This window comes from Minwuia sp. (assembly GCF_048263705.1).
Taxonomy (GTDB): domain Bacteria; phylum Pseudomonadota; class Alphaproteobacteria; order Minwuiales; family Minwuiaceae; genus Minwuia.
Window position 1 is genome coordinate 22,140 of sequence record NZ_JBLXDV010000014.1, and the last position, 22,514, is coordinate 44,653.

General features: G+C 63.9%; 21 protein-coding genes. 7 read left to right on the plus strand and 14 right to left on the minus strand.

Annotation, left to right across the window (positions count from 1 at the left end; translation table 11 throughout):
- Nucleotides 1-14: 14 nt before the first annotated feature.
- Nucleotides 15-635 (minus strand): phasin family protein, encoded by a 621-nt coding sequence (locus ACN0X7_RS17135; protein WP_417519513.1) that lies wholly within the window; start codon nucleotides 633-635, stop codon nucleotides 15-17.
- A gap of 123 nt (nucleotides 636-758) precedes the next feature.
- Nucleotides 759-1,457: an orotate phosphoribosyltransferase gene (locus ACN0X7_RS17140; protein ID WP_417519515.1), complete on the minus strand. Its 699-nt coding sequence runs from the start codon at nucleotides 1,455-1,457 to the stop codon at nucleotides 759-761.
- A 76-nt stretch (nucleotides 1,458-1,533) separates the two neighbouring features.
- Here ACN0X7_RS17140 and ACN0X7_RS17145 point away from each other — a divergent pair, with 76 nt between their 5' ends.
- On the plus strand, nucleotides 1,534-3,618 hold the full coding sequence (locus ACN0X7_RS17145; RefSeq protein ID WP_417519517.1) for a S9 family peptidase: 2,085 nt from the start codon (nucleotides 1,534-1,536) through the stop codon (nucleotides 3,616-3,618).
- 31 nt (nucleotides 3,619-3,649) lie between these two features.
- Nucleotides 3,650-4,444, plus strand: a complete 795-nt coding sequence (locus tag ACN0X7_RS17150; protein ID WP_417519519.1) for a YgfZ/GcvT domain-containing protein — start codon at nucleotides 3,650-3,652, stop codon at nucleotides 4,442-4,444.
- Here the strand turns inward: ACN0X7_RS17150 and ACN0X7_RS17155 are convergent.
- The 7 genes from ACN0X7_RS17155 to purM form a co-directional block, all read right to left on the minus strand.
- Complete coding sequence (locus tag ACN0X7_RS17155; protein WP_417519521.1) at nucleotides 4,431-5,402, minus strand: alpha/beta hydrolase; 972 nt, start codon at nucleotides 5,400-5,402, stop codon at nucleotides 4,431-4,433. The genes ACN0X7_RS17150 and ACN0X7_RS17155 overlap by 14 nt on opposite strands.
- An 11-nt stretch (nucleotides 5,403-5,413) precedes the next feature.
- A complete protein-coding gene (locus tag ACN0X7_RS17160; RefSeq protein WP_417519523.1) occupies nucleotides 5,414-6,034 on the minus strand; it encodes a glutathione S-transferase family protein in 621 nt (206 codons plus the stop codon).
- Between the two features lie 18 nt (nucleotides 6,035-6,052).
- Nucleotides 6,053-7,204, minus strand: coding sequence for an MFS transporter (locus tag ACN0X7_RS17165; RefSeq protein WP_417519525.1), 1,152 nt, complete (start codon nucleotides 7,202-7,204; stop codon nucleotides 6,053-6,055).
- The gene (locus ACN0X7_RS17170) at nucleotides 7,201-7,857 is read right to left on the minus strand and encodes an NUDIX hydrolase (RefSeq protein ID WP_417519527.1); all 657 of its coding nucleotides are present in this window, start codon (nucleotides 7,855-7,857) and stop codon (nucleotides 7,201-7,203) included. The genes ACN0X7_RS17165 and ACN0X7_RS17170 overlap by 4 nt, the downstream gene beginning before the upstream one ends.
- Nucleotides 7,854-8,579, minus strand: a complete 726-nt coding sequence (locus ACN0X7_RS17175) for an NUDIX hydrolase (protein ID WP_417519529.1) — start codon at nucleotides 8,577-8,579, stop codon at nucleotides 7,854-7,856. The genes ACN0X7_RS17170 and ACN0X7_RS17175 overlap by 4 nt, the downstream gene beginning before the upstream one ends.
- A 150-nt stretch (nucleotides 8,580-8,729) precedes the next feature.
- The gene (gene purN / locus ACN0X7_RS17180; RefSeq protein ID WP_417519531.1) at nucleotides 8,730-9,380 is read right to left on the minus strand and encodes a phosphoribosylglycinamide formyltransferase; all 651 of its coding nucleotides are present in this window, start codon (nucleotides 9,378-9,380) and stop codon (nucleotides 8,730-8,732) included.
- A complete protein-coding gene (gene purM / locus ACN0X7_RS17185; protein WP_417519533.1) occupies nucleotides 9,368-10,471 on the minus strand; it encodes a phosphoribosylformylglycinamidine cyclo-ligase in 1,104 nt (367 codons plus the stop codon). Before purM ends, purN begins: the two co-directional genes overlap by 13 nt.
- Before the next feature lie 15 nt (nucleotides 10,472-10,486).
- Between purM and ACN0X7_RS17190 the strand changes: the two genes are divergently transcribed.
- The 5 genes from ACN0X7_RS17190 (at nucleotide 10,487) to pdeM (ending at nucleotide 14,661) form a co-directional block, all read left to right on the plus strand.
- The gene (locus tag ACN0X7_RS17190) at nucleotides 10,487-11,584 is read left to right on the plus strand and encodes a DUF2066 domain-containing protein (protein ID WP_417519535.1); all 1,098 of its coding nucleotides are present in this window, start codon (nucleotides 10,487-10,489) and stop codon (nucleotides 11,582-11,584) included.
- Nucleotides 11,581-12,663 carry an AI-2E family transporter gene (locus ACN0X7_RS17195; RefSeq protein WP_417519537.1) on the plus strand — a complete coding sequence of 361 codons (1,083 nt, stop codon included), beginning with the start codon at nucleotides 11,581-11,583 and terminating at the stop codon, nucleotides 12,661-12,663. The genes ACN0X7_RS17190 and ACN0X7_RS17195 overlap by 4 nt, the downstream gene beginning before the upstream one ends.
- A complete protein-coding gene (locus ACN0X7_RS17200) occupies nucleotides 12,660-13,325 on the plus strand; it encodes an HdaA/DnaA family protein (RefSeq protein ID WP_417519539.1) in 666 nt (221 codons plus the stop codon). Before ACN0X7_RS17195 ends, ACN0X7_RS17200 begins: the two co-directional genes overlap by 4 nt.
- A 150-nt stretch (nucleotides 13,326-13,475) precedes the next feature.
- Complete coding sequence (locus ACN0X7_RS17205; protein WP_417519541.1) at nucleotides 13,476-13,916, plus strand: DUF2147 domain-containing protein; 441 nt, start codon at nucleotides 13,476-13,478, stop codon at nucleotides 13,914-13,916.
- Nucleotides 13,917-13,935: 19 nt separating this feature from the next.
- Nucleotides 13,936-14,661, plus strand: coding sequence for a ligase-associated DNA damage response endonuclease PdeM (gene pdeM / locus ACN0X7_RS17210; protein WP_417519543.1), 726 nt, complete (start codon nucleotides 13,936-13,938; stop codon nucleotides 14,659-14,661).
- Here pdeM and pelG read toward each other — a convergent pair.
- From pelG to ACN0X7_RS17235, 5 genes are read right to left on the minus strand one after another with little or no spacing between them, the layout of a single operon-like run.
- A complete protein-coding gene (pelG, locus tag ACN0X7_RS17215; protein WP_417519545.1) occupies nucleotides 14,620-15,996 on the minus strand; it encodes an exopolysaccharide Pel transporter PelG in 1,377 nt (458 codons plus the stop codon). The two genes, pdeM and pelG, sit on opposite strands and share 42 nt — an antisense overlap.
- Nucleotides 15,996-17,537 (minus strand): GT4 family glycosyltransferase PelF, encoded by a 1,542-nt coding sequence (pelF, locus tag ACN0X7_RS17220; protein ID WP_417519547.1) that lies wholly within the window; start codon nucleotides 17,535-17,537, stop codon nucleotides 15,996-15,998. The genes pelG and pelF overlap by 1 nt, the downstream gene beginning before the upstream one ends.
- Entirely contained in the window at nucleotides 17,530-18,681 is a 1,152-nt protein-coding gene (locus ACN0X7_RS17225; RefSeq protein WP_417519549.1) for a tetratricopeptide repeat protein, read from the minus strand. The genes pelF and ACN0X7_RS17225 overlap by 8 nt, the downstream gene beginning before the upstream one ends.
- Nucleotides 18,678-20,198 carry a GAF domain-containing protein gene (locus tag ACN0X7_RS17230; RefSeq protein ID WP_417519551.1) on the minus strand — a complete coding sequence of 507 codons (1,521 nt, stop codon included), beginning with the start codon at nucleotides 20,196-20,198 and terminating at the stop codon, nucleotides 18,678-18,680. Before ACN0X7_RS17230 ends, ACN0X7_RS17225 begins: the two co-directional genes overlap by 4 nt.
- Nucleotides 20,198-22,351: a hypothetical protein gene (locus ACN0X7_RS17235; protein ID WP_417519553.1), complete on the minus strand. Its 2,154-nt coding sequence runs from the start codon at nucleotides 22,349-22,351 to the stop codon at nucleotides 20,198-20,200. Before ACN0X7_RS17235 ends, ACN0X7_RS17230 begins: the two co-directional genes overlap by 1 nt.
- Nucleotides 22,352-22,514 lie beyond the last annotated feature (163 nt).

Sequence of the window (22,514 nt, forward strand, 5' to 3'; positions counted from 1 at the left end):
GCTGAAGATCGCGATCAGACACCCATCATCTTGCGCCACTGCGCGCCGGCGTCCTTGAACGATGCAACCATCGGATTGAAGGAAACCGAAAACAGGTCCTGATAGCGCTCGTTCAGGCTGGAGAACTGCTCGCTGTAGGCCTTCGCGGCAGTGTCGAGATAGTTCTGCTGCGCCTTGATCAGGTCGGCGGGGCCGGACACGTTCTGAAGCTCATCGATGAACGCCAGGTTGTCTTCCACGCGGCTCTGGACGAAGCGGGTGAAATCATCGCTGATTTCGGTCGTCAGACCGGCAGCGTTCGCGATCGCCGGTTCGGCCTTTGCCGCCGTCTTCGTGGCGGTCTTCGCTGCGGCCCTGGCGGGCGCGGCAGCCTTCTTCACGGCCGTCTTGGCGGTCTTCCTGGCGGCGGGCTTGGCCGAGGCCTTGCGCGCGGCGGACTTCTTCGCCGCAGGCTTGGCGGCCGTCTTGCGGGTGGCAGGCTTCGTCGCGGCGGCAGCGGCCTTGGCAGGCGCCTTCGCGGTTTCGGCGGTCGCCTTCACCGTCGTTTCAGCGGTCTTTGCAGCAGCGTCCGTCGCGGTCTTCGCGGCTTCGGCGGCAGGTTTCTCGATCTCGGTCTTCTTCGGTGCGTCGTTCATATCGGAACTCCCAGATACAATTTATGGGGCACCCTGATATTGGTGCCTGAACCATCAATCTAGGAATTCATGCTGCATTGCACAATAGATCGAGTTGCGACGCAGCATCGCAGTCTGGGTGCCCTATTCCGGTGCCTCCGAACGGCCGCCGTGCGCGCCGGACCAGCCCACCGGATCGTTCAGGAACGCCTCGACCTCGTCCAGCGTCCGGGTCTCGAAATACCCGCTGTCCCGCGCTGCTTCCAGCACGTCCCACCAGGTCGCCAGATAGTGGAGTTCGATACCCGCCTTCTCGAAATTCGCGTTCGCGTGCGGGAAGATGGAATAATAGAAGACCACGAACGCATGGTCGACGCTGGCGCCCGCGTTGCGAATGGCTTCACAGAAGTTGATCTTGGACCCGCCGTCGGACGTCAGATCCTCGACCAGCAGGACACGATCGCCCTCGTCCAGCTTGCCTTCGATCTGGGCCATGCGCCCGAACCCCTTCGGCTTCTTGCGGACATACTGCATGGGCAGCATCAGCCGGTCGGCGATCCAGGCGGCATAGGGAATGCCCGCGGTTTCACCGCCCGCCACACCGTCAAAGCTTTCGAAACCCACCTGACGCCCCAGCGTTTCGGCGGCCAGATCCACGATCTTCTGACGGACGCGCGGGAACGCGATCAGCCTGCGGCAGTCGATGTAGACCGGGCTCGCCCAGCCGGCTGTAAAGATGAACGGCTTGTCCGCGTTGAAATGCACCGATTCCGTCTCGATCAGCATCCGGCTGACCAGACGGGCGGCCTCGATCGCGTTGGGGTGTGTTCTGACCGGCTTCATCCCATATACCTCTGCTCTGACTGTTCAGCCGTTTATAGTCGCGGCGCACCGATTCCTGAAAGCCCGGAAAGCATCCATGACAAATACACCGCCCGTCGCCGACCGACGTCCCCGCACCCTGACCGCGCACGGCGTCGAACGCGTCGATCCCTATTACTGGCTGCGCGACGAGAACTGGCGGGCGGTGATGCGCGATCCGTCGGTGCTGCAAGCGGACATCCGCACCTATCTGGAAGCGGAGAATGCCTACACGAAGGCGCAGCTTGGCGATGTGGAAGCCCTGCAGGATGCGCTGTTCGACGAACTGAAAGGCCGCATCAAGCCCGACGACGCCTCACCGCCGGTAAAGGATGGTCCCTTTGCCTATTACGTCCGGTACGAGACGCAGGGCGAGCATCCACTCTATTGCCGGAAGCCGCGCGACGGCGGCGCGGAAGAGTTGCTGCTGGATGGTGACAGACTGTCGAAAGAGCATGCCTTCTACCGTCTGGGCGCGATCCGTCAGTCCTTCGACCACACGCGCCTCGCCTGGTCCGAGGATGTGAAGGGGTCGGAACTCTATCGCATTCAGGTGCGCGACATCGCGGGCGGCGACCCGATCGATCAGATCGTCGAAGGCACCAGCGGCTCAATCGTCTGGGCGAAGGACGGACAGCATTATTTCTATACGAAGCTGAACGATGACCTGCGCCCGGACCGCGCGTTCTGCCACCGCATCGGCGACGATCCGGCCAACGACCGGCTGGTCTATCACGAGCCGGACAGCGGCTATTTCCTGTCCATCGAGGAAAGCGACAGCCGTGACTTCATCTTTCTCGCATCGCACGCCTCGGAGACGACGGAGGTTCGCTTTCTGCGCAGCGACACCCCCGATGCGGCGCCGACCCTGATCGCGCCCCGTCGCGACGGCCATCAGTACGATGTCGTCGATCAGGCGGGCCGCTTCGTCATTCGTACCAATCGTGACGGTGCCATCGACTTCAAGCTGATGGAAACGCCGATCGACGCGCCTTCGGAAGAGAACTGGACCGATCTGGTGCCTGCGCGCGACGGCGTCCTGGTGCGTGGCGTTCAGGCCTTCAAGACGTGGCTGGTCTGGCTGGAGACCGTCAACGCACTGCCCCGTATCGTGGTCACCAACACCGGCAGCGGCGACCGGCACATGATCGAGTTCGAGGAGGAAGCCTTCTCGCTGGGCCTTTCGGGCGGTCAGGAATATGAATCCGGCAAGCTCCGTTTTTCGTATTCGTCGCCGACGACACCGGAACGCATCTTCGAATATGACATGGACACGCGGGAGCGGGTCGTTCTGAAAGAGCAGGAAATCCCGTCCGGCCACGAACCTGCGGACTATGTGGTGCGGCGGATCCAGGCCCGGGCGCACGACGGTGTCGAGGTTCCGATGACCGTCCTGCATCGCGCCGATGCCCCGATGGACGGCAGCCAGCCGGTCCTGCTCTACGGATACGGTTCGTACGGCATGTCGATGCCCGCAAGTTTCAGCCCGCATCGGCTCAGTCTGGTGGATCGCGGCTTCGTCTATGCCATCGCGCACATACGCGGCGGGATGGAGAAAGGCTATCGCTGGTACCTGGACGGCAAGATGACGACCAAGACCAACACCTTCCGTGACTTCGTGTCAGCCGGTGAAGCACTGGTCGAACGGGGCTGGGCAACCCCGGGCGAGATCGCCATCCACGGCGGCAGCGCGGGCGGCATGCTGGTCGGCGCGGCGGCGAACATGCGGCCTGACCTGTGGAAGGCGGTCGTGGCCGAGGTTCCGTTCGTCGATTGCCTGACCACGATCCTGGACGACAGCCTGCCGCTGACGCCGCCCGAATGGACTGAATGGGGCAACCCGGTGGCGTCGAAGGAGATCCACGACCTGATGCTGTCCTACAGTCCCTACGACAACATCGAGGAAAAGGATTATCCGGCGATGCTGATCACCGGCGGCCTGACCGACCCCCGCGTGACCTACTGGGAACCGGCGAAATGGGCGGCGAAGCTGCGCGCCATGAAGACCGACAGCAATCTGCTGCTGCTGAAGATCAACATGGATGCCGGCCATGCAGGCTCCGCCGGCCGGTTCGACAAGCTGAAGGAGGTCGCGCTGAACTACGCGTTCCTGCTGAAGGTCTTCGGGCGGACAGGCAGTTGATTTCGGACCGACAGTTCGCCAGATCAGAAGCATGAGCGACATCAGATACATCAAACTGCCCAATCGCGGTCTGCTGAGGGTTTCCGGCGACGAGGCCGAAAGCTTCCTGCAATCGCTGGTCTCCAACGACGTGAGCAAGGCGGCGGCGGATCGCGGGGTCTATGCGACCCTGCTGACCCCGCAGGGCAAGTTCCTTCACGACTTCTTCGTCGTGCGCGACACGGACGGGTTCCTGCTGGACTGCGAGGCCGACCGGCTGGACGACCTGAAGCGCCGCCTGACCATGTACAAGCTGCGCTCGAAGGTGGATCTGGCCGACGAGACAGACCGGTGGTCGGTGATCGCGCTGTTGAGCGGGGAACTGGACGGCGCTTTCCAGTTCATCGACCCCCGGAATCCCGCGCTGGGCGCGCGTGCCATCATCGACGCCGACCGGCAGATCGACGGCGATGAAGCTCCCCTCGCCGACTACGAAGCCCTCCGTATTTCCATGGGTGTGCCCGACGGCAGTCGCGACATCGAGGTCGAGAAGTCGTTCCTGCTGGAACACCGGATGGACGAACTGAACGCCATCGACTTTAAGAAGGGGTGCTACGTCGGTCAGGAACTCACGGCCCGCACGAAATATCGGGGCAACGTCCGCAAGAAGCTGAACGTCGTTCAGATCGACGGCGCATTGCCAGAGGTCGGCACACCGGTCCTGGTGAACGGAATCGAGATCGGGACGATCCGCACGGGGCACGGCGACAAGGCGCTGGCCATGCTTCGCGTCAATTATCCCGAGGGCGAACTGGAAGCGGGCGACACCCGGATCAGGCCGATCTGAAGGCCCGCCTCAATCCTGCCGCGGCATCGTCGATCCCGACCTGCGCCATCGCCACCGGGCGGATCATGCGCATGAACCCGTGCACGACCGTCGGATATTCGATCAGTTCGACGGCGACCCCGGCTTCCCGGAGCGCCCCGGCATAGGCCAGCCCCTCGTCGCGCAGCGGATCATATCCGGCCACCTGGACCAACGCAGGCGGCAGGCCCGACAGGTCCTCGGCCAGCAGCGGCGACGCATCGGGACTGGCGTAGTTCTTCCGATCCTGCAGATACATCTCCGCCATCGCCTCGATCCGCTCCTTCGTCAGCACGTACCCGGTCGCGTTTTCGTCCAGGGACCCGCCCCTTGCGGTGAAATCGACCGCCGGATAGATCAGCAGTTGCATGACCGGCATGGGCGCGCCCGCATCCCGCAGGCGCCGGCAGACCGCGGCCGTCAGGTTGCCGCCCGCGCTGTCCCCGCCCATTGCGATGCGCGCCGGGTCGATCCCGTATTCCGAGGCGTTTGCATGCACGTAGCGCCACGCATGTTCGCAGTCCTCGACTGCGGCAGGAAACGGATGTTCGGGTGCCAGGCGATAATCGACCGAAACCACCACGGCATCCGACCGCACGGCCAGCGTCCGGCACAGGGCGTCGTGGGATTCCACATCGCCCAGCACCCAGCCGCCGCCGTGCAGGAACACCAGCCCCGGCGCGGGGTCCGTCGCATGGTCCGGGTGATAGATCCGAACGGGAACGGAGGGCTGATCGCCGCCGTCACCAGGCACGAACCCGTCTTCGACGCGCCGCATCTGGCGGGGCGGCGGATTGTAGATTTCGTTCGTCTTCGCGTAGGCCGCGCGCATCTGCAGGTGATCCGGCTTCTCGAAGATGCCGCCCGCAGCGGTCATTTTCTCGATCAGTGCCGCGCAATCGGCATCCAGCGCCGGACGGCTGTTCTTTTCCTGGCTCATCGGGTCCTACCTCAGCTCAGCGGGATCATGACATGGGTCGAAAAGGCCGGACGCTCTCTCAGCCGCTCGAAATAGGCCGTGACATGCGCCAGATCGGGACGCTCCATCGGCAGATGCAGCCATCGATAGACCAGCGCCCCGATGGGAATGTCTCCCATCGTCATGCTGTCGCCGGCAACCCACCGGTTCTGGCCCAGATGCGAATCGAGAATGCCCATCTGTCCGCTGACCCGGGTTGCGGCATCGCCGATGGCGATCCAGTCGCGCTGCGGCTCAGGCGTACGGATCAGGCCGAAGAAGACGGTGGTCATGTCGGCGATCAGGCTGGCCGCCTGCCAGTCCATCCAGCGGTCAGCCAGCGCGCGGTCCGCAGGATCCGTGGCCCATAGCGCGCCTTCGGAATGCTTCGCGCACAGATAGCGGACGATCGCATTGCTCTCCCAGAGGACAAATCCGTCGTCATCGATCACCGGCACGCGCCCGTTGGGATTCATCGCCAGGTATTCGGGCGCGTCATTGCCGCCAAACGTGCCACCGACATTCGTCTGTTCGTGATCCAGACCAAGTTCGCCGACGGTCCACATCACCTTCTGCACGTTGATCGAGTTCGTCCGTCCCCAGATCTTCAGCATGCTGTTCTCCCCCTCAGGTCATCCGCGCTTCATTGACTGCCGGATCACGGTAAACACAAGAAACCCGGCGCAGATGATGATGATCGTCCACGCGAAGCCGTGAGGGTCATCGTAGTCCATCGCGCCACCGATCACCAAGGGGCCTGCAAGCGATCCGATGCCGTAGATCGTCCCGAACGCCGCATTCGCCGTCACCAGATCCGCGCCCTTGAAGCGCTCGCCCTGCAATGCCATCGCCACCGTGTAGATGGACGATGCGGCCGCACCCCATGCGAACAGCACAACCAGACGCCATACGGGGTCGGCGATCGTCCAGGGAATGAGGATGGCCATCGCCGTGGTCATGAAGGCGAGCATCACCAGCAGCCGGATACGATCCATCCGGTCGGCCAGCCAGCCGACGGGCAAGGCCATCACCATGCCGCCGAACACGACCGCGCTGATCAGCGTCACCGCCTCGCCCTCCGGCAGTCCGTTCCGCACGCCATAGACGGCCAGCAGCGACGTGGAGCCGTTCTCGACAATCGCGAACAGCAGCATCGCGCCCGCCAGGGTCGGTGCCACCAGAAAATAGCGCCAAACGCTGAAACTGGCGGTGCCCTCGAACGGCGGATCGGCGACTTTCGCGAAAATCATCGGCAGCGAGGCGAGCATCATTACGATCGCGCCCGCCGCGAACGGCGCCCATCCCTCGATACCGACCACCACCAGGATCAGGGGCCCTGAGGCAAAACCGGCGGACAGCATGATGTTGTAGATCGCCATCACCCGGCCACGGTTGTGGTTTTCGGTCACCTCGTTGATCCAGCTTTCGGATGTCACGAACAGCGCCGATATGGCGATGCCCATGAGGAACCGGATCGGCAGCCACAGATAATAATCATCGGTGATCTTCAGCAGGATCAGCAGCACGGCATCCGACAGGGCGGCAATCAGGATGACGCGTTTCGCGCCGAACCGGGCGACCAGGCGGGGCATGAACTGGGAAACCATCAGGATCGCGAGCGGTGCCATCGCCGAACTCAACCCGATGGCGGAACGGCTCCAGCCGTCGCGTTCCATCAGCAGTCCCAGCAAGGGCAGTGTCAGTCCGAACGCCAGTGCCGCCGCGGCGATGCAGAAAATGGCGACCGTGATCCCTGCCCGGCGTTCAGCGGGCGAGAGGTTCATTCATCGTCCAGGTGCTGATAACGGATGATCGGGGCATTGTTCTGATAGGAAAAGATCGGAACAGCCTCGATGGAGGTGCCGCGGACCCGGCGCAGCACCTCTTCCAGCACGAACTCGGTCACGTCGGCGATGGGCATGGTCAGGCATTCCAGCAGCGGCCGGAAGGCGAGATCCAGCAGTTCGCCGGAACCGCTGATCGGCGCACTGCCGCCGCCTTGCGCATGCTCGGCGTCGGCGATGAAGAACCGGGCGTGAAAGCGGATCGGAGACGGCGGCGGCGTGATGGCACGCGCCAGATAATCCAGTCCCGAAAGATCCGGCGTGAATCGGTCGTTCCGTACTTCGCCAAAAACCAGGCCGGTCTCTTCCCAGGTCTCGCGCGCAGCCGCGACGGCAAGACCCCGCGCGACGTCCTCGCGCTGCACCTGCCGCATCAGCCGCGCCTTGGGCCGGTCAGGCAGGTCAGCCAGGACATCGGCGGTCCGGTCCTCACGATCCAGTCCCCCGCCGGGAAAGACATACATGTGCGGCATGAAGCGGTGGCGCTTGGCGCGCTGCCCCATCAGCACCTCGGTATCCAGGCCCTTGCCACGCGTGATCACCAGTGACGCCGCGTTGCGCGGGCGGACCGGGCGTTTCGGAACATCCGTCATTCGTGCGTGTCCGTGTGCTTGCCGTTGATGTACTGGAACAGGGGCATCCGGTGTCCGGCATCCTTCGGGGGCGGGTTTTCCAGATCGTCTTCGATGCGGCGCAGAACGACGCCCGTGATACGCGGAATCGGAAGGGTGAGCGCCTTCTCGATGCTGACCCAGTGAATATCCAGCAGTTCGCCCGATCCCTCGATGACCTCGTTTGCCAGACGTTCGGCATCCGCCATGAAGAACCGCGCATTGAAACGCTTGGGCCGGTAGGGGGGCGTCACCGCGCGATACACATACTCCAGCGCGTCGAAGTCCGGGGCATGCCCCGTCGCAAAGAAATCCCGCCAGTTGCGCGGCACGGGTTTGCCGGGCTCGGGGTCCTTGACGCCCAGAATGAGTCCGGTTTCCTCGAAGGTCTCGCGGATCGCTGCGGCGGCCAGCGCCCGCACCCGTGCCGGCGTCGCCGCCTTGCTGAGGTGGCCGCTGACATGTTCCTGCAGTTCGCTGCCGGCCCGCACACGCCAGTCCATCCGCTCCACGCCGCCGCCCGGAAACACCCAGTTGTTGGGCATGAACGTGTGCTTGGCATGCCGCTCGCCCATGACGACCTGAACCTGCCCCTTCACCTTGCGATAGAGGATCAGCGTCGCCGCATCGCGCGGTCGCATGGCCTTGGTGCCCGGCTTGCGGACATTCTTGTCGTTGTGGTCTTTCGGCGGCTCAGCAGCCATGTGATTGATCTCCCCTTCTGCCCTGGCGCACGCCACGACGTGGTTGCGCGCCACCATACCGTCGAACGTGACGCGTTCCGGCCTGCCATGGCACGGAACCGGACGGTCCCTTCCGATCTGTACCGCACTTGCCGATCCGGTCTGGCGCGATCACCCGTTCGGATTGATCAGCGGTCCGCCAGCCTCCCCCAGATCGAGATAAGGCACGATTTCACCCGCCACCCGGGCCTTGCCCTCGGCGATCAGCCGGACCGCCAGAGGATACAGCCGATGTTCAACTTCCAGAACCCGCGCCGCAAGGCTGTCGGGCGTATCCTCGGCGCATACCGGCACCGCGCCCTGTGCGATGATCGGGCCTTCGTCCATCTCGGCACGGATGAAATGCACGGTGCACCCCGTAATCCGCACCCCCGATTCGATGACCCGCTCGTGGACGTGCAGGCCCTTGAACGCCGGCAGCAGCGACGGATGTATGTTGATGATGCGATCCCGCCAGCGATCGACGAAACCGCGCGTCAGCAGCCGCATGAATCCGGCCAGGCAGACCAGCTGGACCTCGTGGGTATCCAGCGCCGACGACACCGCGTTGTCGAACGCCTCGCGGTTCTCGAACTCGCTGTGGTCGATGACCAGCGTCCGGATACCGGCACTGCGCGCGCGCTCAAGCCCTTCCGCATCGGCCTGATTCGAGATCACGATACCGATTTCAGCCGGATACGCCTCGTCAGCGCAGGCATCGATCAGCGCCTGAAGATTGGTTCCGCGGCCCGAGATCAGAACCGCCAGCGTCAGCTTTGCCAATGTTCGAGCCCCGCAATCTCGACACCGGCGTTTTCGGTCACGACGCCGATCTGCCAGACCTTCTCGTTCTTGTAGGTCAGATGGGCGACGACCTTCGCGGCCTCCGCAGCCGGCACGATGGCGACCATGCCGATCCCGCAATTGAAGGTGCGCGCCATTTCGGCCGGCGCAACGCCGCCTGACCCGGCCAGCCAGCGGAAAACCGGCGGGAAATCCCACGTGGCTGCATCCAGCTGCACCCCCATCCCGGCTGGCAGCACGCGCGGAATGTTGTCGGTCAGCCCGCCACCCGTGATGTGCGCCAGTGCCTTGATCTGATCCAGCTTGAGGCTCGACAGGACTGATTTGACGTAGATCCGCGTCGGCGTCAGCAGCACGTCGCCAAGCGTCCGTGCTTCATCGAAAGGTGCCGGAGCCGCCAGATCGTGTTTTCCCGTCTCGACAATGCGGCGGATCAGGGAATATCCGTTGGAATGCGGCCCGCTGGACGCGATGCCCAGAACAGCGTCTCCCGGCCGCACGTCATGCGTCCGCGGCAACAGGCGATCCCGCTCGACCGCGCCGACGCAGAAGCCCGCCAGATCGTATTCGCCGGGCCGGTAGAGCCCGGGCATTTCGGCGGTCTCGCCCCCGATCAGCGCGCAGCCCGACAGCTTGCAGCCATCGGCGATGCCGCGCACGACGTCCGCTGCCTGATCGACAGAGAGCTTGCCGGTCGCAAAATAGTCCAGGAAAAACAGGGGCTCGGCTCCCTGCACGATCAGATCGTTCACGCACATGGCGACCAGGTCCTGACCGATCGTGTCGTGCCGGCCGACCTGACCGGCCAGGGTCAGCTTGGTCCCGACGCCGTCAGTCGCCGCGACCAGCAGCGGATCCGTGTATCCCGCCGCCTTGGGATCAAAAAGCCCGCCAAATCCGCCCAGTCCGCCGACCACGCCCGGCCGGTTGGTGGCCCTGGCGTCGCCGCCGATCCTGTCGACAAGTTCCGCGCCCGCGTCGACGTCGACGCCTGCATCGCGATATGTGAGTCCGCCTGTAATGACGCTTGCCCGCCTGTGGTCTAGAGTGTGGCCAGACGATGCCGCCAAAGGAGCCGGATTGCAATGCTTGCCCGACTGAAACGCACCCTGTTGATTGCCACCGCGCTTCTGATTTCTGCAGCGGGAGGCGCCCAAGCCGATCTCTATGCCGTCGACGGCATTCCGGTCGATGTCCGCGCCGAAAGCGCATCGGCAGCCCAGCAGCGCGCTCTGGCCCAGGGACGCGCTGCGGCATTGCGCAAGGTCATGCAGCGCCTGACACGGGAATCCGATCATGGACGGCTGCCCACGGCCAGCGATGCCGACATCCAGGCCATGGTCACGTCCCTGCAGGTCTCGGACGAAAAGACCGCCCCCGACCGGTATATCGCCACGCTTTCGTTCCAGTTCGCACCCGACCCGGTTCGCGATCTGCTGCGCAACAACCAGTTGCAGTTCACCGAATCGCAGGCCCTGCCGGTGCTGATCGTGCCGGTTCTGACGGTCGGCGGCGAGGCGTCGATCTGGACCGATCCGAACCCGTGGCTGAACGCATGGTCGCGGCTGGATGGGACGCAGAGCCTGGTGCCGCCCGCGGTCCCGTTCGGCGATGTGGAAGACGTGGTCCTGCTGAGCGCGGAACAGGCGCTGGCAGGCGACGAAGGCTCGATCCTCGCCCTCGCCCGGCGCTACGATGCCGAGACGGCGCTGGTGTTCGACGCCACCATGCAGATCGACGCCGCCAGCCGGAATGCGCAGGTCGATGTCCGCATGCGCAGCTATGGCACCGATTCGTATCAACCGATCATCCGCAGTTTTCAGGGATCGGTTGCCAATGGCGCGACGCCCTTCCTGATGGAAGCTGCCCGGACGCTGATGGAAGATGTCGAACGGCAGTGGAAATCCATCACCATCGAACAGTTCGCGGACCTGAACGAGATCACGGCGCTGGTGCCGGTGAACGATCTGGATGACTGGTTGCAGATTTCCGGCCTGATCGACCGCGTGCATCTGGTGCGCCAGAAGACCCTGAAGGCCCTGACGGTGCGGGACGCCCTGATCACGCTCAGCCACGGCGGCAGCCCGGAATCCCTGCAACGCGCGATGGCACGGATCGGACTGGACATGCAGCAGCAGCCCGACGGGTTCTGGTTGCTGGTCCGGCGTGGCGTCCGGCAATGACCCAGAGGCGACAGGCCGCCTACTGGCTTGCGTTCGCGGTCGGGCTGGGACTGTTCATCTGGCTGCTGCGCGACATGCTGCTGCCGTTCGTGGTCGGCATGGGCATCGCCTACCTCTGCGATCCACTGGCCGACCGGCTGGAGCGATGGGGCCTGAGCCGCAGCCAGGCGACGACGCTCATCACCCTGACATCGCTGACCGTTTTCATCATCGCGCTGCTGCTGTTCATCCCGCTGATCGTGCGTCAGACGAGCGATCTGCTGGCCGCCCTGCCGGATTACATGGAACGGGCATCCCAACTGCTGAACATGATGGCCTCGAACCTGGTGGAGGCGGCTGAGAACCGCGGCGTCGACGTCACGGACGGCAACGGCAAGTTCGCACTGAAAGACTATGCCAGCCAGGCCATCAACTTCTTCGGCAAGCTGGCGGGGGATGTGGTGCGCGGCGGTGCCGCCCTGCTGAACTTTTTCTCGCTGCTGGTGATCACGCCGATCGTCACATTCTACCTGCTGCTGGAATGGGATCGCATCGTGGAGAAGATCAGCAGCTGGCTGCCCAAGCGTCACGCGGACGAGATCCGCGACATTGCAGGCCGCATCGACCGGACCCTGGCCGGATTCGTGCGGGGTCAGGGAACGGTATGTCTGTTCCTGATCGTCTTCTACGCCGTCGGGCTGAGCGTCATCGGGCTAAAATTCGGTTTCGTGATCGGGCTGATGTCCGGGGCGCTCTCGTTCATCCCGTTCGTCGGCGCGATCTTCGGGGCCATCGCATCCATCGGGCTGGCCCTTGTCCAGTTCTGGCCCGGCGACACGACCAGCATCATTCTGGTGGTCGTGCTCTACATCGTCGGGCAGGTCCTCGAAGGCTATATCCTGACGCCGAAGCTGGTGGGCGACAGCATCGGGCTGCACCCCGTCTGGGTCATGTTCGGCGTGCTGGCAGGCGGCGTTCTGTTCGGGTTCGTCGGCATGCTGCTGGCGCTGCCCGTCAGCGCGGTGATCGGTGTTCTTGCCCGATACGGACTGGAACGCTATCTGGCAAGCAGGCTTTACGATCCAGACAACCCTGCATGAATCCCGAACAGCTTATCATCCAGTTCGCCCAGACCACGACCTACGCCCAGGACCAGTTCCTGCCTGCGGACTGCAACCGCCGGGCGCTTGCGCGGATCCTGGACACCTCCGGCTGGACGGATCACGCGCTGATCATCCACGGCCCCCCGCGATGCGGAAAGACGCACCTTTCCCACATATGGGCCGCGCTGAACGACGGGCACCTGATCAATGGTGTCGATCTGACCTTCGATGCCGTACCCGGACTGTCGGGCCGGTCGATCGTGGTCGAGAACGCCGAGAATGCGGAAGATCCGCGGGTGCTGTTTCATCTCTACAACCTGCAGCGCGAGGACCGGGGCAGGCTGTTGATGGTATCGCGCCGCCCGCCGGCAGGGTGGGGATACGACCTGCCGGACCTGACGTCGCGCATTGCGGCCACGCCGACGGAGGAAATCATCCAGCCCGGCGAGGACCTGCTCGGCCCGTTGCTGGTCAAGCTGGCGGCGGATCGCCAGATGGTCCTGCCGCCCGACGTGGTGCAATACATGCTGAAACGGCTGGAACGTTCGTTCGCGGCAGCGGAACGCATCGTGAAGGCACTGGACGATGCGGCCTTGAAAACCCAGCAGCGCATCAGCCTGCCGCTCGCCCGGAAGATCATGGACGGCACCGACGTCTGACGCGGGCGCAACCCCGAAAGCGCTGGCGAAACCAGATCGAACTGTGCGAGAAACATGTTCAGTTTCCGGTCATGATGCGGTGCTATCCAACGATATGGCAACCAGCATGACCTGCCTTTGTACCGTGACTTCTCAAATCGGAGATTCGAGATGACCCTGCCCCGCATCCTGCCCGCCGCCGCCCTGTTTCTGGCCCTGTCGCCGATGGTCGTCCAGGCGGCTGACGATCCCGTCGTCGGCACCTGGTGGAACGAGAAGAAGACGGCGCAGATCACCATCGAACCGTGCGCCGATTCAGTCTGCGGCAAGATCTCGTGGATGAACGCGCCCAACCGCGACGACGGCACGCCGAAGCGCGATGTCAACAATCAGGACGAGGCCCTGCAGAACCGTCCGATCCTGGGCATGCAGATCATCGGCGGCTTCGAGAAGCAGGAACCCGGCAAGTGGGAAGACGGCGAGATCTACAACCCTGAAGACGGCAAGACCTACGATTCCAATCTGGCGATCAACAAGGACGGCACCCTGGCTGTCGAGGGCTGCGTGCTTTTTTTCTGCCAGGAACAGACCTGGGCACCGGTGACGCAATAGCGCCGGAAGCGCCGGGCCGATGCTGGTCAACGGCGCGCGTCTGGTCGCCGATCCTTCGGGGGCCCTGTTCTGGCCGGCCGAACGTCTTCTGATCGTCTCGGACCTGCACTTCGAGAAGGGGTCGGCCATGGCGGCGCGCGGTCACGGCCTGCTGCCGCCCTATGACACCGCCGAGACGCTGACCCGTCTGGAACGGCTGCAGAAGCGCTATACGCCGGAGCGGGTGATCTGTCTGGGCGATTCCTGGCATGACGGCGCAGCCTATGGCCGGCTTTCCGACAAGGAACGCCAGCGGGTGATCGCCTTCTCCCACGCGCAGGACACCATCTGGATCGAGGGCAATCACGATCCGCACCCGCCGGCCGAGGTGGGCGGCACGGTCGCCGGCGAAGTGGCGATCGGTCCCCTGGTGTTTCGTCATCTGCCTTCGCCGCAGCGCCGCGCGCCCGGAGAGGTTGCCGGACACCTGCATCCGAAGGCGCGCATCAGCCGCCGCGGACGCTCGGTTTCGGCGCGCTGTTTCGCCAGCGATGGCGCGCGGGTCATCGTTCCCGCCTTCGGTGCCTTCACCGGTGGGCTGGACGTCACCGACCATGCGTTCCGGGGCCTGTTCACCGGCACCTTCCACGCATGGATGATGCTGCCCGACAAGGTCTATGCCGTGCCGTCCACGCGGCTGGCCCGGCGACGCGTGGAACCCGGCTCAGACCGACGAGTTGTTGCGCACGAAGGTGAGGAAGGGTAGCCGGCCCACGTTCCAGACGCACAGGGCATAGGCCAGCACGAAAGTCAGCAGCGACGCGAGGAAATAGCCGTAACCATACCAGGCAAATCCGAGCTCCAGCGTCACCCAGGACAGGCCGCCATTGAGGACCAGATAGACCACCTGCACCAGCAGCATGGTCTTTCTGAGGTCGAAATAGGCCAGCACGATCCCGACGAACATCAGCAGCACGTGGAACAGGGCCCCCAGGACGCCGAACCTGAAGATGCCAAGCTGCAGCGGCGGGATCGACAGGAGCTCGAACAGCTGTCCCGCGACCAGAATCACCGTGATCGCAATACAGAACTGCAGCACGATCACATTGCGTGACGCCATCAGCAGCGACTGGATGATGTTGCTGTGATTGTTCTCGATCCGCGCGTAGTTCGCATGGTGCTCAATGTCGCGATAGAACCGCTGATAGTGCTCGAAAAAACGGGTCTCGATGTTGACGATGAAGATCGCCATCGCCGGAATGATCGTCAGGTAGGCCAGAAACATCGCCCCGTCGTAGATCGGGAAGGAGACGAAGTTGGCGTCGGTGACCTCACGCTCGGGCGCGCACCACATGACCCATTTGTCGACCCAGATCGCCAGATTATAGGCCAGCCCCGCCAGCGCCAGATCCCAGTACTTGCGAAAGTAGCCGAGGAACCGCCATGGCCGCATGATGCGATACGGATATTCGGCGAAAACCCGGGCGATCAGGGCGAAGAAGATCACCGCCAGACCGAGATTGAAGCCGATGGTGATGCCGACCGCGCCGAGATACTGCGCCAGACCCAGCGCTGCCGCGCCGGCGACCACCATGCCGACGAGAAAGGCCAGCGTGACCGAGCGGTAGTCCTTCAGCGCCGTCAGGAAGACATTCACCAGCCAGATCGCGGTGACCAGAAAATAGTTCACGATCGCGGCCGCAGCGAGGTCCGGCGGCAGGTCGAACAGCAGCAAATAGGCCGGAACGATGATGATCGCCTGACTGCCCAGCAGCAGGCACATCGCGCCCAGCAGCATGCCCGGCGCTTCTTCGACCTCCTTCTTGAAGATCATGTCCGCCAGATAGCGGGTCGCGACCAGCAGCACCGGCCCCGAGAACGCCAGACTGAAGGCGAAATTGTAGATCAGAATCACCCGGAAACCGGTCAGCTCTCCCAGATCGGTCAGGTAGATCCCGAACATGTTGATCGATCCGACGGCCAGGATCGTGAACAGCCAGGGACCCGAGGAGACGATTGCGGAGTGGGTATAGCCCTGCACGATCCCCAGCAGATCGTCGCGATTGGTCAACCGCCTGAGCGCAAATCCGATGCCGGCCATCAGGCGGCCTCGTCACTGTCAATCTCGGTATACCGCTCACCGTGGGGGACATCCGCCATGGCGATGTGATCGACATAGAGTTGATGATAGATCCGGTCGATCTCGACCTTGTTGTAGTAAAGCCGCACGCGTTCGCGGATGGCTTCCTGCGCAGACGCCAGCGCCTCCGGGTCCTTCAGCAGCGCCGCCAGCGCCCGGCCCGTCTCACCCGGATTGGCGAGCGGAGTGATCGCGCCGCCCGACCCCAGCTTCGGCTGCTCATCGGGCATGCCGTACAGCATGTCGCGACACGATCCCACGTCGGTCGAGACGGTCGGGATTCCCGCCGCGCCGCCTTCGAGGATCACCAGCGGCTGGGCTTCGGAGATCGAGGTCAGCACCATCACATCGACCCTGCCCAGATACTCGTCCAGCTTCACGCGCCCGGTGAAGACGAAGCTTTCCTGCAGTTCCAGATGTTCAACCATCTGAACGCACTCGCGATAGTAATCCTCATCCTCTTCGGTCGGCCCCATCATCAGGGCGAGCACGTCCGGCACGTCCTGTTTCAGGACGGCAACCGAGCGGATGAAGGTCTTGATGTCCTTGATCGGGACCACCCGGCCGATCAGGGCAACGGTGGGGCGGTCATGCGGTTCGCGGGGCACCTTCGAATAGCGCTCGTAGTCCACGCCGTTGGGCACGATGCGCAGCTTGGTGTTGTCGGCCCCGTCACGGCGCTGCAGATCCTGATTGCCGGAATAGAGCGTGATGATCTGGTCGCAGGCCTGATAGCAGCACCGGCTGTAGGCCACGAACGTGTCGATCCACAGGTCCTTCAGGTCACGCTTCGGCTTCTCCAGCCCCAGGCTGCCCGCCGGACCTTCATAGAGCCAGTCGGCCATGGCGATCTCGATACGCCGTTCGTTGGTGTAGATGCCGTGTTCGGTCAGCAGAACCGGACGGCCCGTCTCCAGTTTCGCACGGGCGGCGAACAGCCCGGCGTAGCCGGTCGACACCGTGTGAAAGACGCGCGCATCCGGCATGGGCGACAGCATGACGCTGAACAGCCCGCCCAGCAGGGAACGCCACGTCCAGAAATAGTCGAGGAACGAGCCATCCGCCATGTCCTTGCGATACATGCGCAGCAGCATCTCCCAGGCTTCGGGCGAATCCATCAGCGTCTCTCGGCCGAGTCTTTTCTTCGTCCGGAACATGACCTGCAGCAGGCTGTCCAGATCCCCGATGGAACCGCTGGATTGCAGGGCCTTCAGCGACGGCTCCATCTCGGCCAGACGGCGCGCGAGACGGGGCACCCGACCGTCGCCGCGGGGCATATCCTGCAGGAAGACATGATTGATGCCACGCACGTTGTCCGGCATCTCGTAGCGCCGCTCGGGCGGCTTCTTGCCGGGCAGCAGGCTGACGATATAGAAGGTCAGGTCGCTCTGCGCCGTGACCAGATCGTGCACCCATGTGGAAACACCGCCGGCGACATAGGGGTATGTGCCTTCCAGCACCAGGCACACATCGACCGGCTCGAAATGGTCGATCCTATGCAAGCTTCAGATCCTCCGCGCGCGGCGCAGGCGGCAGATCATGACCCAGCCAGAGCCGCACCACGTCCCGCAGCCGTTCGCTGGTGCTGGGATGTTCCAGTATCTCCTCGCCGAACCCGGCGACGGCGTACCGCAGCTTGTCGTAGTTGCCCAGGCGATAGGCTGCCTCCAGATACCAGGACAACTGGGCCGGACCGACGAAGCCGTTCGTGAACCCGGCTTCAAACCATTTCTCGGCCTCTTCCAGCCGCCCCTGCCGCACCAGCAGGCGGCCGACCCGCAGCGCGGCATCCTCATGCTCGGGATCAAGCTCGACGGTCTTGCGGTAAAACGTCTCCGCCTTCCGCCGGTTCTCGGCCTGCCGGTCACCGTCCAGAATGCCGCTGAAGGCGTAATCGTCGAAATGGCGGGCGACCAGAAACTGCGTTTCCGCACTGGAGGGCGCCTTGCGGGCCGCCGTCTCCAGATCGATCGCCCGCTCCAGAAAATCGCCCTCGATGTTCGCGGCAGCGGTCGCCGCCTGGACCCGCACCGCCGGATTGGCATCCGACAGCGCGCTTTGCAGCGCCGGGGCGAACTCCGGCCGGAAATCGCGCGACAGGAGGGAAATGACCGCCCGCTTCTGTTCGATCGAGCCGTACTGCAGCACGTCGGTAAAGGAGGTCACATTTTCCTGACTGGCCGAGTCGGCCAGGCCACGCATGAGCATCTCGTAAAGACGGCGCGAGGGTTCGTCGATCTCTTCGGGGAACAGCGACTGATACCATTCGTCGAAGGGCGTCGCCCGGCGGCGGAAGAACATGTGCAACAGCATGGCCAGCATCGTGCCCAGTGGGCCGAAGGGCCCGAGGAAGACAAGGGTCAGTGCCAGCAGGGCGAGAAAGCGGGAACGCCCCCCGTTGGGCTTCAGGTGCCAGGCCGCCAGCGCCACAGCGGAACAGACCGCCACATGCAACGCGGGGGCGATCCACAAGGGCCGGTATTCGATCCAGAGAAGCCAGCATATCAGGCATTCCACCAACGTGGCCCCGATCGCAACGGCGAGGACGGCCAATGTCGAACGGCGCCCCCCGCCCGCCAGCGCCTTCACACGGCGGCGCTCGGTCTCGATCCGGGCGAGTTCCTCCTCGACTTCCTGAATGCTCACGACGCCAGGCCTTCACTGCGGTGTGACGGCTCGACCACGGCGGATTCATCGGACGGCGTATGGATGGCCTTCACGGACGCGGTGATCTCCACATCCGCGATTTCCGCCTCCTTCAGATAATGCAGGATGGCCTGTTCGACCTTGGCCACCAGCTTCTCGCCCGCCGTTTCGGGGTTCGCGCCGGGGATGATCAGCGCGAAATCCCGGCCGGTCTGCTTGTATTCATGCGCCATGACCGTCGGCGGCATGTGATTCTCGACCACATCCTTCAGGGCCTTCACAAGCGCCTGGCGCCGGTCGACATGCAGAACGTCCAGCCCGATCGCCTTGATCTGGATGGCGGTGACCCCGATGCCGAAGCGCTCGCCGAACTGCTTCATCAGCTTCGTGTGCGAGCGATAGACCGCATCCGTATAGAGCGTGCGCTCCTCGTTCATGAACATGTTGCCCTGGGCCTTGCGGAAGCGGCGCGCGTTGGCGAAGGCCGTGCCGACCCAGTCGCTCAGGATGCGGAAGTTTTCCAGCGATGACACATGCAGTTCCAGGAAGCCCAGCGCCTCGATCTTCAGCATGCCCACCACTTCGCCGGTATCGACCGAGGTCAGCGGACCGGCAAGGATGCCCTCGCCCGCCAGCAGGCGCTCCTCGTCAGCATTCACGGCGGACAGGAACCGCTGCCGACCGACGACCTCCTGAAAGATCGGTGAGCCGGAATCGAAGACGCGCGCGTAGGGGTCATCGTCTTCCCAGCCATCGTTCGTGACCGCCTCCAGGACGCTGCCGTTCAGCAGATAGAGCGAGAACTTGGTCGGCTGCATCACCGCCCGCACCAGATCGGCAATACCGATCAGCACCTCGCCCGGCCCAAGCTTCTCGATCGCCTTGGCGGCCTGATACAAGGTGAAGACAGTGCGCAACTGTCCGGCGACCCTGACTTCAAGCTGCTCCTTGGTTTCCAGCAACCGGTTGTAGGCGCTGGACAGCACCTGCTCACGATGGCTGGTCTGTCCGAGATCGATCGCCAGTTCGCGATTCCTTTGCCGCAATCGTTCCCGCAACAGGCCGATGAACAGCGCGGAGATGACCCACAGCAGGGGCTGGGCCGCATACTCCCACGCGATCAGATAATCCTCGTTCGTGAATGTCGCGAACGAGGCACCGGACGCGCGTCCCAGCGCCGCCGACGGACCATCGGTCAGAAGCGCGTGATAGAGATCGGGATCGATGCCCGACAGCGTCGTCGCGACCGTACACAGGACGGCGGCCGTCAACCCTTCGAACACGCCGTACTGAACCGCCAGCAGGATGATCGGAATCCAGTAGGGATTTGGATTCAGGTTCTCGAACCCGTCCATCGGCGCGAAGGCGTAGTCGATCCCCAGCAGGATCGCGATCGCCAGCAGCAATTCCAGATAGGCCACGTACCGCTTCGGCGGCTTGAGATAGGCGGCTTCATAGGCCGCGACGCTTTCGTCCGAAAGATCGGTCAGCACCGCCGGTGTGGGATCCGTCGCCATCAGAAGCGGACCAGCAGGTGCCCGCCCACACGGGTGAAGACGGCATCGTCGCCACGCCCGGAGACACGCGAGTGACCGGCCCGCAGACCGAGTTGCACATCCTCGCCCGCTTCCCAGACAAGTTCGCCGCCGACACTGGGGCCGAAGCCGCCGAAACGGTCGAGGCTAAGGCTGCCAAACACGTTGTAGCGCCAGTCCTTCAGGAATACCCCGCCAACCGACAGGTCGATCGAATGGAATTCGGTATCGGTCAGCGGCATGGGATTGAAGGCGTTGCCATTCGCATCAATGCGGGTTTCGATCGACTGGACATACTGGGCGTTGAAGGAATATCCGACCGACAGGTCCGCTGCTTCCCATGGCACCAGATACCGAGCTGACGCCGACAGATCGACGGTGGTCGCCGCCGTGTCGATGTTCGCGATGCCATAGCGGTTCACCCCGGCTTCGCCCTGCGCGGTCCAGCGCTGTGAAAATTGCCGTTCGTGGCGCACGGACAGGCGGTCCTGCGTGCCTTCGTCCGCGATACCCTCGACCAGTTCCCAATAGGCACGGTTGTATGTCGCGTTCACGCCGGTAACGCTGTCCGGCGTGCGGAAGCTGTAGCGAACGGCACCCCCCGGCCCGGACGCGGACGCCAGCAGGGCACCTTCGATGCGATGCCCCGAGACCGGACTGCCGCCCGCATAGATCTCGCCGCGCTGCCGATGGACAGTCACCGATTCCGTGACACCGTTCGCGCGCAGCACTTCGTCATCGTCCAGAAAGCGGTTCTCCGCCGAGAATCCCATATCGATCATCTCGGTAGGCAGGAAACGACCGCTCAGCACGGAAACGACCTGCAGGTCGCCATCCTGCACCTGCTGATAGTCGATATCCAGCCGCACCTGCGGACCGAACTCGCGGTCGAGCGCGCGCCGGGCCGAGGCCAGATCACGGCGTTCGGGATCAAGGCCGATGGCCTGATTGTACAGCCCCGCCGCGCGTCGCCAGGAACCAACGCTTTGCTCGATGCTGGCCAGTTCGACCAGAACGTCTGCGTTCTCCGGGTTCTCGGTCTTCAGTTCCGCGAGCTTTTCCTTGGCAGCACCGGTTTCACCCTGCCGCGCCTTCAGTCGCGCGCGCAGGATGTCGAGACGCACGTCTTCCGGTTCGCGATCGTCGGTCGTTCCCGCTGCCGCGCGCTGCAGCGTGATCCGCGTGCGCGGGCCGCCGTGATCGACGGCGAACGTCACGGACGGCTGTCCGATCAGCAACACCGTGTCATAGCCGGTGCTGACACCCTGCAGCCAGCCGGGCATCTGTTCCGCCAGTCCCTCGACCAGGCCCGGATCGACCGGCTGGTCCAGCCGTAACAGCAGCTCCCGTCCGGACTGCTCGGTCCGTAGTGTGACCTTCGTCGCCCAGTCCACCTCGATCAGGGCCTGCCGGTCGCCGACCTCGGCATTCAGGCGCGCGTTGGCGATCATTTCCGACGAGAACCGGTCGGAAGAGATGACCCGTTCCGAAGCGGTCGTCTCCGTCGAAACCCGCAGCCGTTCGATCGCCTTCTTCGCCTTGCGATCCAGCACAACGGGGGCGTTGTCGGCAGCCGGCGCGGGAGTCGGTCTGACCGCCGGCGAAGGTGCCGGGGGCCGGGCAACCTCAGCGGTCTGTGCCGGGGATGGCGTCGCCGCCGAAGGCGGGGTCAGGACCGGTCGCTGGGACGCGCGCGCCGACGGGGCAACGCGCGAAGCCTGATAGCCCGTCGCGTAGGTCATCTCGATGACCAGACGGCGACCGCCGCTCAGGACGTTGAAGTAGACGTCATCGGCTGCGGTGAGTTGCAGGCGCGACGCCGTCTTGTCGATGCCCACGATCCAGTTGCCCAGACGCTGGCGCAGCGCGCCCAGATCGGGCGCGTTGAAGGCGCGGTCAAAATTCAGCACCAGCACACGGCTGTCTGCGGCGACTTCGAACCGGAATTCGGTCGGCCAGGTCAGTTCGATCTGTGCCATCGGTCCCATGTCCGCGGACAGAACCGCGACATGCGGCGCTTCTACCGGGGCCGACTGCGACAAGATTGCCGTGGGCGAGAGCACGCAAACCGACAGTGCGGCTGCACGCAGATACATCCGCCCGCCCAGCGCCATCGATTTAACCCGATCTTTCACGCACCGATCACCCCGCCACACCTGCTCGCCTGTCCGTCAGGACCTCACATTTCCGGGAACCGCATTGCAGTTCCGCCGACGAGCAACTTCTGCAAAACCGCATTCTGCAAGAAATACACCACGATCACCAGCAGCTTGGCCAGATCACCCGAACTCGGATCGC